Genomic DNA, 11,185 nt, shown 5'->3' on the forward strand with positions numbered 1-11,185 from the left:
TAGGTCACGTGTGGGCGGAGACGGGCTCCGCGGTCGCGTAGTCGTCGGCGAACGTACCGCGGGGGACCTCGACGAGGCGCTCGCCCCGCTGCCGGTCCAGAGCGGCCTCGACGAGTCCGGCGAAGAGCGGATGAGCGCGGTGCGGACGCGAGAGGAACTCCGGATGTGCCTGTGTCGCAACGAAGTACGGGTGCACGTCGGACGGGAGCTCGATGAACTCGACCAGCTCGTGGTCGGGCGAGAGGCCGCTGAACACCATGCCCGACTCCTCGAGCCGGCCCCGGTACGAGTTGTTGACCTCGTAGCGGTGGCGGTGCCGCTCCTCGACCTCGGTCACCCCGTAGGCCTTGGCGATGATGCTGCCCTCGGCAAGACTGGCGGGGTAGAGCCCGAGTCGCATCGTGCCGCCGAGGTCGCCGGCGCCCTCGACGAACGCCTTCTGCTCCTCCATCGTCGCGATGACCGGCGCCGGCGTCTCCGGGTCGAACTCCGACGACGAGGCCCCGTCGATGCCGGCGACGTTCCGCGCATACTCGATCACCATGCACTGGAGGCCGAGGCAGATCCCGAGCGTGGGCACCTGACGCTCGCGAGCCCACCGGATCGCCCCGACCTTGCCCTCGATGCCGCGCACGCCGAACCCGCCCGGGACGAGGACGGCGTCGACGCCGCCGAGCGCCCGCTGGGCGCCGACGTCCGTCTGGCACTCGTCGCTGGCCACCCAGCGGATGAGCACCTTGGCGTTGTGCTGGAACCCACCGGCCCGCATGGCCTCGGTGACGGAGAGGTATGCGTCGGGCAGGTCGATGTACTTGCCCACCAACGCGATCTCGACGACGTGCTCGGGGTCGTGGACCCGCAGGAGCATCCGGTCCCAGTCGTGCCAGTCCACGTCGTGGAACGGCAGTCCCAGCCGGCGGATGACGTAGGCGTCGAGACCCTCCCGGTGCAGGACCTTCGGGATGTCGTAGATGCTCGGGGCGTCGACGGCGGCGGCGACGGCGGCCGTGTCGACGTCGCACATCAGCGAGATCTTGCGCTTGATCCCGTCCGGGATCTCCCGGTCGGCGCGCAGCACCAGGCCGTCGGGCTGGATACCGACCTGCCGCAGCGCGGCCACCGAGTGCTGCGTCGGCTTGGTCTTCAGCTCGCCGCTCGGGGCCAGGTAGGGCACCAGCGAGACGTGCAGGAAGAAGACGTTGTCGCGGCCCACGTCGTGCCGGACCTGGCGTGCCGCCTCGAGGAACGGCAGCGACTCGATGTCGCCGACGGTGCCGCCGATCTCGGTGATGATGACGTCCGGGGCGTCCTTGTCGCCGGTCGCGGTAGCCCGCATCCGCACCTTGATCTCGTTGGTGATGTGCGGGATGACCTGGACGGTGTCACCGAGGTACTCGCCGCGCCGCTCGCGGGCGATCACCCGGTTGTAGATCTGGCCGGTCGTGACGTTGGCGCTTCCCTGGAGATGGACGTCGAGGAACCGCTCGTAGTGCCCGATGTCGAGGTCGGTCTCCGCCCCGTCGTCGGTGACGAACACCTCGCCGTGCTGGAACGGGTTCATCGTTCCGGGGTCGACGTTGAGGTACGGGTCGAGCTTCTGCATGGTCACGCGCAGGCCGCGCGCCCGGAGAAGATGCCCCAGGCTGCTGGCCGTGAGCCCCTTGCCGAGCGAGGAGGCGACGCCTCCGGTCACAAAGATGTGCTTGGTCTGCTGCGCCACGGGATTGCAGTCTATGTCACGCGCCGGTGGGGCCCGGCACATCGGGCCCGACGGCGTGGCTTCACCCGTGGCGGCTACTCGGCGCCCTGCCCGGCCGGCCGGACGAGGCCCCACAGCTGCCCGGCGGTGCCGCGGTCGGCGACGACGAGAACGCCCCCGGTCACGGCGGCTCCCAGGACCGCGAGCGCCACGGCGACCCCGGCGTTCACCCACGGCCCCTCGACGAGCCACCAGCGGCCGACGAGGATCCCCGCAGCAGCGCCCGCCGCCGCCGCCAGGACGCCGACCGACAGGGTCCGACCCAGCCCGGCCAGGGCCCCGGGTCCCCACGCCCGGGAGGTCGCCGCCAGCAGGTCCAGGGTGGCCAGCGTCAGCCCCAGAACGGGGGCGACACCGAGGACCACGAGCGTCCGAGTGGGGGTCGCGCCGGGCATGACCGCCACGAGCGTCACCCCTCCGGCGATCAGCCACGCGGCCGCGACGGCTCCTCCGGCGACGAACGGCCGGCCCCGCACGTAGAGGGCGGCGCAGAGCACGCCGACGAGGCCCAGCAGCAGCAGGGTGGGCGCGCCCGCCCAGAGCCCCGGAGCCAACGCGTCGAGCGCCGCGCGGCCCTGGGTGGTCTCCCGCGCGGCGTCGAGCGCGCTGAAGAAACCGCCGACAGGGATCGCGGCTGCCGCCACGGCCGACGCGGCCACCGCTCCCACGGCGGTTGCCGCGCGAGCCCGCCCGGCCAGCGCGCCGACCGACGGTGCCTCACGGTGCCGCGCCGAGCGGGTGAGCACCGTCGTCGCCTCCCGGTCGACGTGGGCCTGCGGGTCGACGTGGGCCTCCGAGCCGGCCGGAACCGCCGGGTCGGCCTTAACCGCCGGGTCGGCCTTAACCGCCGGGTCGGCCGGGGCCGTGGGCACCCCGGCGAGCCGGGGCAGTGCGTCCGCCACCACGGGAAGCAGCAACGCCGCATACGGGACCAGGAGCACGCCCTGGAGGTATGCCAGGACGGGCAGCACCCCCACTCCGGACCGGAAGGTCACTACCACCGCCACCACCGTGGCGAAGACCAGCCCGAGGGCGGTGAGCACCAGGGCCTGCGCCACTCCACGGGTCTCGGCGGCGAGCGCGACCGGCGCCCGGAGCGTGGGGCGCAGTGCGACCCCTGTGCGCCAGAGGTGGACCGCGGGAACCGCGGCGACCACCAGCGCCGCCAGGGTCGTCCCACCGGCGAGCACCGCCAGATGTCCCTCCGGGACGCCGATGGCGTCGCTGACCGTCGCCAACCGGTGGAACCACACGAGGCTCCCGACGACGACCAGTGAGCCCAGCGCCGCGCCCGCCACCGCCGCGAGGGGACGTCCATGGGCCCGCAGGATCCCCCCGAGGACCACCCCGGCCCCCAGCAGCACCAGCTGGGGCGCGAACCACCGCAGCAGGTCGGCAGCCACGTCCACCGCGCCCGTGCACGCGCTCCCGCCCACCAGGAGGCCGGCCAGCGGGGAGGCCGCGAGGCCCACGGCTACCGAGCACACCCCCAGGACCACGACGGTCCAGGTCAGCACGGCGGAGCCGAGCCGGGCGACGTCCCGCGGTCGGCCGCGCCCCAGCGCGCCGACGAGCATCGGGAGGCTCACCGACGCCAATGCACCGCCCGCCGCCAGGTCGAACAGGACCGTCGGGACCGCGTTCACCGCCTGGTAGACCGTCCCCAGACAGGTCGCCCCGACCGACCACGACAGGGTCGGCCAGCGCGCGAAGGTCACCACGGCCAGCAGCAGACCCCACGCCACGACGGCAGCCCCGAGCGCGGAAGCAGTCCGCTCGGGAACCACCGGTGGTCGCACTGAGCTCGACGACATCGCCGTCCATCGTGCCATGCGTGACGGACCCGTCGTTGCGGGCTCAGAGCGAGTCCACCGCAGGGTCAGGGCCGGTCAGCTCCCGGGTCAGCGCCCGGGTCAGCGCCCGCTGCGCGGGGCGCGCCGCAGGGCCGCCGCCTGGTCGAGCAGCTCGCGCGCGTGCTCCAGACCCGCGGCGGACGTCGCATCGCCGCCCATCATCCGGGACAGCTCCTGGAGCCGTTCGTCGCCGTCGAGAACCGCCACGTTGCTGGACGTCACCACGCCGTCGTCGCTCTTGCGCACCACGAGGTGGCGGTCCGCGAAGGCCGCGACCTGGGCGAGGTGCGTGACGACGACGACCTGCGCCTGCCCGGCCAGCATCGCCAGACGAGCGCCGACGTCCATGGCGGCCCGGCCACCGACTCCGGCGTCGACCTCGTCGAAGACGAACGTCGGTACCGCGGCGGTCCGGCCGACCACCTCGATGGCCAGCATGACCCGGGACAGCTCGCCGCCGGAGGCGGCCTTGGCCACCGTGCGGGCGGGGTTCCCCGGACCGGAGGCGAGGAGGATCTCGACGTCGTCCACGCCCGACCGGGTCCAGCGCAGTGACCGGTCGCCGACCTCCAGGCCGTCGGGGTCGTCCCGCGAGGAGACCGCCACGGTCACGACGGCGCCGCCCATCGCCAGGTGCGCCAGCTCGCCGGTGACGCGCCGCCCGAAGTCGTCGGCCGCCGACTGCCGGACCGCGCTCAGCGCGGCGGCGAGGCCGGCCAGCTCGCGCCGCAGCCGGGCGGTCTCGACATCCAGCTCGTGCACACGGTCGTCGGCCCCGAGCAGGTCGGTCAACGTCGCGGCTGCGTCCTTGCCCCAAGCCAGGACGTCGTCCACGGAGTCGCCGTAGCGACGGGTCAGGCCCGCGAGGTCGGCGCGTCGTTGTTGAACCTCGGCCAGGCGGGCGGGGTCGACGTCGACATCGGCGAGGTAGGACGACAGGTCGGCCGCCAGGTCGGTGGCGAGGTAGGCCAGCTCGGCGACACGGCCCTCCAGCTCACGCAGGGCCGCGTCGTGGTCGGTCACCGGAGACAGCGCGGTCCGCGCGGCGGACAGCGCGTCGGCCACCGGCGCGGCGTCGTCCGACGCATACCCCTCGTCGCCGACGAGGTAGGCGTGGGCCTGCGCCGCCGCCAGTCGCAGGCCGTCCGCGTGGGCGAGCCGCTCGTCCTCGGCGCGGAGGGCGACGTCCTCGCCCGGCTGCGGGTCGAGCGCCTCGATGCGTTCGAGGCCCGCCTGGAGCACGTCGATCTCTCGGGCGCGTTCGTGGGCCACCTGCCGCAGTCGGTCACGCTCGGCACTCGCGCGGGACAGGGCGTCGAAGGCCTCCCGGTATGCGTGCAGTGCGGCGGCCACGGACTCCCCGCCGAACCCGTCGAGCACCTCGCGGTGCTGGTCGCCCTGCCGGAGCCGCCACTGGTCGGCCTGTCCGTGGACCGCGACGAGTGTCTCGCCGATCTCGGTGAGGACCCCCACCGGAGTGCTGCGACCGCCGACGTGCGCCCGCGACCGTCCGTCCACCCCGACCGTCCGCGCGAGCAGCAGTCCCTCGCTGACGTCCGCGCCGGCCTCCTCGGCACGGGCCAGCGCCGCGTGCCCCTCCGGGACCCGGACGACGCCCTCGACCACGGCCGACCTGCGGCCGGAGCGGACCAGTCCCGAGTCCGCGCGCATACCGAGCAGCAGACCCAGCCCCGAGACGACCATCGTCTTGCCCGCGCCGGTCTCGCCGGTGACGACGTTGAGGCCCGGGCTCAGCTCGAGGACGGCGTCGTCGATGACCCCGACGCCCTGGATCCGGACCTCCTCGAACACGTTCTCAGCCTATGGCGCAGGAACACCGCTCAGCGGGATCGACCGTTGCCGCGCCACCCCGCGACGCTGAGGTCGAACTTCGCCACCAGCCGGTCGGTGAACGGGGACGCGTTGAGCCGGGCGAGTCGGACCGGGACGTCGCTGCGGGTCACCTCGATCCGCGCGCCCGGACGCAGCTCCACCTGGCGGCGTCCGTCGCACCACATGATGCCGTGGCCCTCGGCCTCGGGAATCACCTCGACGGCCAGCCGGGAGGTCGGGCTCACGACGATCGGCCGGGAGAAGAGGGCGTGAGCAGCATTGGGAACCATGAGGATCGCTTCGACGTCCGGCCAGATCACCGGACCGCCCAGCGAGAACGCATAGGCCGTCGACCCGGTCGGTGTCGAGACGACGATCCCGTCGCAGCCGAAGGCCGACAACGGTTTGCCGTCGATCTCGACGGCCACCTCGAGCATCCGCTCCCGAGCCGCCTTCTCGACGCTGACCTCGTTGAGGGCCCAGCACGGGTACGGCTTCGCGCCCTCCTGGTGGACCGTCACGGCGAGGGTCATCCGCTCCTCGACCTGGTAGGCCCGGCTGACGATGTGGTCGACGGTCGCCGTCGCGTCCTCACGCTCGGCCTCGGCCAGGAAGCCGACGTGGCCGAGGTTGACCCCGAGGAGGGGCACGCCGGTGCCGCGCGAGTGCTCGGCGCCGCGCAGGATGGTTCCGTCGCCGCCGAGGACGACCACGAGCTCGCAGCCCTTGGTCGGGTCGTCGGCGTCGGCCTCGACGACCGGTCCGATGTCGATGGCGCCGAACATCCGCGCCTCGTCCGGGGCGAGCGCCACCTCGACGTCGGCGGCGCGCAGCTGCTTGACGACGCCTCGGGCGATGTCGACGACCTCGGGTCGGGTCGGGTGTGCCACGAGCAGGATCCTGCGGGTCACGGTGCTCCTGTCACTCGGCGTTTCGGCGGACCACCGCGGCGACGGAACGCTCGTCGAGCGGTTCGCCGGGACGTGTCCTCACCCAGAGTAAGTACTCCCGGTTCCCCGTCGTGCCCCGGATGGGACTTGGTTCGAGCCCCCACGGGTGGAGGCCGGCGGTCCGGGCCGCCTCGAGGACGTCCAGGAGCACCCGCTCGTGCTCATGGGGCGACGTGACGACACCGGTCCGGGCCAGCCGCTCCCGCCCGACCTCGAACTGGGGCTTGACCAGGAGCACCGCGTCCGCGGCCGGCGTCATCACCGAGGCGACGACGTCGAGGACCAGCCGCAACGAGATGAAGCTGAGGTCGGCAACGACGACGTCGAAGTCGTGACCGAGGTCGCCGGGCCGCACCTCGCGGATGTTGAGCCCGGAGCGCTCCTCGACCCTGGCGTCCTCGGCGACCTCCGGGACCAGCTGGTCGTGGCCGACGTCGAGCGCGGTCACGTGCGCCGCGCCGGCCTCCAACAGCACCTGGGTGAACCCGCCGGTACTCGCCCCCACGTCCAGGCAGCGCTTGCCGACGACCGTAAGGCCGGCCTCCCCGAACAGCCGCAGAGCCTCCAGCAGCTTGTATGCGGCCCGTCCCACCCACCGGTCGGGTTCCTCGGCGAGGACGATCGCGTTCGCCGCGCTGATCGGGGTGCTCGGCTTGGTCGCTGTCGCACCGTCGACGAGGACAACCCCGCGGGTCACCAGCTGTCGGGCCTGGGCTCGGCTGCGGACCAGGCCGCGCCGCACCAGCTCGGCGTCGAGGCGGGCCTTGCCGACCCGCTGACCGCGGTCGCCCGGGTCAGTCACCGCCGAGGTCGGCCAGCCGGTCCTGCAACGCTCGGTGCGCCGCCTCGCCGGCGTCGGCCTGCTCGTCGAGGGACCCGGACTCGGCACTGTCGTGGAGCCGCCCCAGCGCCGCGTCGACCTGGGCGTCTCCGGTGTGGGGTGCCGCCTCGACCGTGGGGTGGGGATCCGACTGTTGCGGCCACTCCCCCGACTCGTCGATACCGGCCGTCATGCACCGCTCCCCGTGGCGGGCGTCGTGGCGGGCCTCGCTGCGGACTTCTTGGCGGCGGACTTCTTGGCGGCGGACTTCTTCGCTGGAGACCTCGTGGCGGCGGACGTCGCCGTGGGCGCCTTCTTCGTGGTCACCGCGCCGGACGGACGCGCCGGAGCGGCCGCCGTTGAGGTCGTCCTCTTCGCCGCCTTCTTGGCCGGCCTGGCCGTTGTGGTGGTCGCCGCGTTCTTCGCCGGAGCGGCCTTCTTGGTGGCGGCCTTCTCGGTGGCAGCCTTCTTGGTCGCAGCCTTCTTTGCTGGTGCCGTTGTGGTCGGCGCCACTGTGGTCGTAGCAGCCTTCTTGGCCGGCGCCGCCCTCTTGGTCGCCGCCTTGTTGGTCGCCGCCTTGTTGGTCGCCGCCTTGTTGGTCGCCGCCTTCTTCGCCGGTGCCCCCCCCGTAGTCGCGGCCGTCTTCGCGGGCGCCGTCGTGGTCGTGGTGACGGCCGGCTCGGTGGGGGCGGCGAAGGACTTGGTCGGACGCTCGGCCCCGCCGTCACCGGCTTCGGTGGCGACCGGACGGGTCGACGCCCGGTCGGCGATCTGCTTGCGCGGCGGGCGTCGGCGGGGCGCGGCGGGGACCGGCTCGTCGACCGGGCTGGTGAAAGCGGCGTCGACGACGACACCCTCGTCGGCCGGCCGACTCACCGTGTGGCCCGCCAGACCAAGCTTCCCGGCAACCTCGCCGACGGCCGGGTTGGTGAGGATCTGGGCCTGCAGCGCTTCGACGTCGGCCGAGAGCTTCGCGACCGCGGCTCGCGCCCGATTGAGCTCGTCCGGTGGGATCGGCGACCGGGCCACGGCACGCTCGACCTCGTTGCGCACGAGCGCGATAAGGCTGCGCCGGTTGGCGGCGGCGGCGGCGAGCAGCTCCTCGGCCAGATCCTGGACCTGCAGCTGGACGGTGCTGCTCGACCGACCGCCCGTCAGCCCGCTGGAGAGCGACAGCAGTGCGGACGCTGCTTCGGTGGCCTTGGCCATCGACATGTCCGCCAGGCCGGAAGCGAGCAGTAGGTAGCCGCGAAGCCCGTCCATCGCCATGACCTGTGTCTCCTTCGCCACGCGTCGCCGGTGCCGACGCTCTTGCCGGTCCACGCTACTGCCCTACCGCGCCGAAGGCTGGTCGGAAGCTCAGCCCAGCCGGGCCGCCGCGGTCTCGGCCAGCCGCACGAGCGCGTCCACGGAGGCGCCCGCCACATCGCGGCCGTGCACCAGAGCCGCGGTGGTCGCCGCGACGAGGGCATCCGGGTCGTCGCCATCGGTGACCCGAAGGACACCGCTGGCCCAGTCGACCGACAGGCTCACCGACCCGCACCGCAGGGTCTGGCCCCGGACCGAGGGCACCATCGGTGGGCGGTCCAGTGCCCGGAGGTCTCGCGCCGCATACGTCGGCACCGGTCGTCCGGCCGACCGGGCGAACGACACGAGGTCGTCGACGCCGGTGAGGACCCACAGCGAGTCGAGGCCGGCGTTCATCGCGCCGAGGATGTCGGTGTCGAGCCGGTCGCCGATGGCCAGCACGTCGGTCTTCGGGACGCCGAGGCGGGTCACCGAGAGGTGGTAGAGCGGCGCTTCCGGCTTTCCGGTGGCGGCGCTCGGCTGCACCCCGGTCGCCACCGCGACGGCGCCGATCAGGGCTCCGTTACCCGGGGCGATGCCCCTGTGGGTCGGCAGCGTCGCGTCGCGGTTCGTGGCCACCCACGTGGCGCCGTCCTCGATGGCGTAGCTGGCCTCGGCGAGGAGCGCCGCCGTGACGTCGGCGCCGTAGCCCTGCAGTACGGCGACCACTCCTGGTTCGGCCTGGTCGACCGGCCGCAGGCCCGCTTCGGCGAGCGCCGCGGCCACGCCGGGGCCGCCGACCGCCAGCACCGGAGAGTCCGGTGGGAAGAGCGAGGCGACGTACGCGGCGCCGGCCTGGGAGCTGGTGACGACGTTCGTCGGACCAACCCGGAGCCCGAGGCCGAGGAGCTGGTTCGCGACATCCTGCGGCGTCAGGGAGGCGTTGTTGGTGGCGTAGACGATCGGTACCCGTAGCGCGAGCAGCCGATCGACCGCGTACGGAACGGCCTGGGCGCCTCGGCGGACGACGCCGTCGAGGTCGCAGACCACCCCGGCGTAGCGCTCGGCCAGGGTCTCAGGCACGCGCGCCGGTCTCGTCGCCGTCCTCGTCATCATCGTGATCATCGTGATCATCGTGATCATCGAGAACATGGAGGAGGTCGACCTGCTCGACGCCGTCGAGCTCGTCGACCCGCTCGGCCGCGTCCGTCTCGAGCGCCTCGTCCGCGTCAACCGCATAGCCGAACCACTCGCGCGCGCCGGCGCGGTCGCCGAGGGCCAGCAGCGCCTCGGCGTAGGCGTAGAACAGCCGCGCGCTCCACGCCTTGCGGCGGCGCGGGTCGAGCTCGGGGAGCTTGAGGCCGGCGGCCGCGGCGTCGAGCTGGCCCTGGTCCCGCCGGATCCCGGAGACGACGATGGCCAGCTCGACCTTCTCGTCGCGGGCCAGGGTCCGGGCCTCGGGGGTGGAGGCGAGCTCGAGGGCCCGGTCCGGCCGGCCGAGTGCCCGCTCGGCGTCGACCATCAGCGGCAGCAGGTGCGAGGAGCCGGAGAGCCGTCGGACGGTCCGGAACTCCGCGAGGGCCTTGGCCCAGTCCCCCTGGCGGTAGGCGACCAGCCCGAGGGCCTCACGAGCCGCCGGAACCCGTCCGGCCCGGCGCACCGCGGTCTCGGCGTGCGCCTGCGCACCCTCGAGGTCGGTGTCGAGCAGCAGGCCCGCCATGACGAGGTGCTGCGCGACCCCCTCGGCGTTCTCCTTGCTCAACGTCCGCAGCTGGGTCCAGACGGACCGGTCGAGCTCCTTGCCGGTGATCCCGTCGGCGATCGCGGGCTCCGGCCTGCGAGGACTCTTGGGCGTGAGCCGTTGGCCACTGCCGCGCTCGGCCTCCGCCGGGCGCCCGGCGCCACCACGGGGGGGCATTCCCGCATTCCCTCCACTGCGTGGGGGACCCGTACGGCGCGGGCCGTCCTGACGGGGCGCGCGGCGGTCGGGCCGGCCGGCGGACCGGTCCTGGGGGCTCATGACGCAAACCTTAGTCGGCCCCAATGCGAGATGGCGCACGGACGCTGGGCATGACAAAGCGCCCCGCCCGAATTTGTGAATTCAGGCGGGGCGCTGATGAAAGTATGTCCGGCTGCGTCCTACTCTCCCACACCGTCACCAGTGCAGTACCATCGGCGCTGAAGGGCTTAGCTTCCGGGTTCGGAATGGAGCCGGGCGTTTCCCCTTCGCTATGACAGCCGAAACTCTATGGAGATATGTGTGCTGTTGGACAGCACCGTCGTTCACCGACCGTATCTCGGGAACAACACAGTGGACGCGAACATCAGAAAGATTATGATGTAGTCAAGTTATCGGCTTATTAGTACCGGTCAGCTTCATGCATTACTGCACTTCCACATCCGGCCTATCAACCCAGTCGTCTGGCTGGGAGCCTCTCGGGGTAAACCCCATGGAAACCTCATCTTGAAACGTGCTTCCCGCTGAGATGCTTTCAGCGGTTATCACTTCCGAACGTAGCTAATCAGCGGTGCCCTTGGCAGGACAACTGACACACCAGAGGTTCGTCCATCCCGGTCCTCTCGTACTAGGGACAGCCTTTCTCAAGTTTCCTACGCGCACAGCGGATAGGGACCGAACTGTCTCACGACGTTCTAAACCCAGCTCGCGTACCGCTTTAATGGG

9 protein-coding genes and 2 rRNA genes are annotated in these 11,185 nt (G+C 72.4%); all 11 read right to left on the reverse strand.

Annotated features, from left to right (window positions below; all coding sequences use genetic code 11):
* Window positions 1-4: 4 nt before the first annotated feature.
* Window positions 5-1,762, reverse strand: coding sequence for a CTP synthase (locus tag VIG79_RS09280; protein WP_414672610.1), 1,758 nt, complete (start codon window positions 1,760-1,762; stop codon window positions 5-7).
* Window positions 1,763-1,794: 32 nt separating this feature from the next.
* Entirely contained in the window at window positions 1,795-3,573 is a 1,779-nt protein-coding gene (locus VIG79_RS09285) for a lipid II flippase MurJ (RefSeq protein ID WP_331884865.1), read from the reverse strand.
* A 99-nt stretch (window positions 3,574-3,672) separates the two neighbouring features.
* Window positions 3,673-5,424 (reverse strand): DNA repair protein RecN, encoded by a 1,752-nt coding sequence (recN, locus tag VIG79_RS09290; RefSeq protein ID WP_331884867.1) that lies wholly within the window; start codon window positions 5,422-5,424, stop codon window positions 3,673-3,675.
* A gap of 29 nt (window positions 5,425-5,453) precedes the next feature.
* Window positions 5,454-6,356: an NAD kinase gene (locus VIG79_RS09295; protein WP_331884869.1), complete on the reverse strand. Its 903-nt coding sequence runs from the start codon at window positions 6,354-6,356 to the stop codon at window positions 5,454-5,456.
* A gap of 10 nt (window positions 6,357-6,366) precedes the next feature.
* On the reverse strand, window positions 6,367-7,197 hold the full coding sequence (locus VIG79_RS09300) for a TlyA family RNA methyltransferase (RefSeq protein WP_331884871.1): 831 nt from the start codon (window positions 7,195-7,197) through the stop codon (window positions 6,367-6,369).
* A complete protein-coding gene (locus VIG79_RS09305) occupies window positions 7,190-7,408 on the reverse strand; it encodes a hypothetical protein (RefSeq protein WP_331884873.1) in 219 nt (72 codons plus the stop codon). Before VIG79_RS09305 ends, VIG79_RS09300 begins: the two co-directional genes overlap by 8 nt.
* Window positions 7,405-8,505 (reverse strand): hypothetical protein, encoded by a 1,101-nt coding sequence (locus VIG79_RS09310; protein ID WP_331884875.1) that lies wholly within the window; start codon window positions 8,503-8,505, stop codon window positions 7,405-7,407. The genes VIG79_RS09305 and VIG79_RS09310 overlap by 4 nt, the downstream gene beginning before the upstream one ends.
* 69 nt (window positions 8,506-8,574) lie before the next feature.
* Window positions 8,575-9,585: an HAD-IIA family hydrolase gene (locus VIG79_RS09315; RefSeq protein WP_331884877.1), complete on the reverse strand. Its 1,011-nt coding sequence runs from the start codon at window positions 9,583-9,585 to the stop codon at window positions 8,575-8,577.
* Window positions 9,578-10,420 (reverse strand): hypothetical protein, encoded by an 843-nt coding sequence (locus VIG79_RS09320; protein ID WP_331884879.1) that lies wholly within the window; start codon window positions 10,418-10,420, stop codon window positions 9,578-9,580. The genes VIG79_RS09315 and VIG79_RS09320 overlap by 8 nt, the downstream gene beginning before the upstream one ends.
* Before the next feature lie 208 nt (window positions 10,421-10,628).
* A 5S ribosomal RNA gene (gene rrf / locus VIG79_RS09325) occupies window positions 10,629-10,745 on the reverse strand.
* A gap of 97 nt (window positions 10,746-10,842) precedes the next feature.
* A 23S ribosomal RNA gene (locus VIG79_RS09330) occupies window positions 10,843-11,185 on the reverse strand; the annotation flags it as partial.

Source organism: Lapillicoccus sp. (assembly GCF_036559105.1).
Taxonomy (GTDB): domain Bacteria; phylum Actinomycetota; class Actinomycetes; order Actinomycetales; family Dermatophilaceae; genus Lapillicoccus.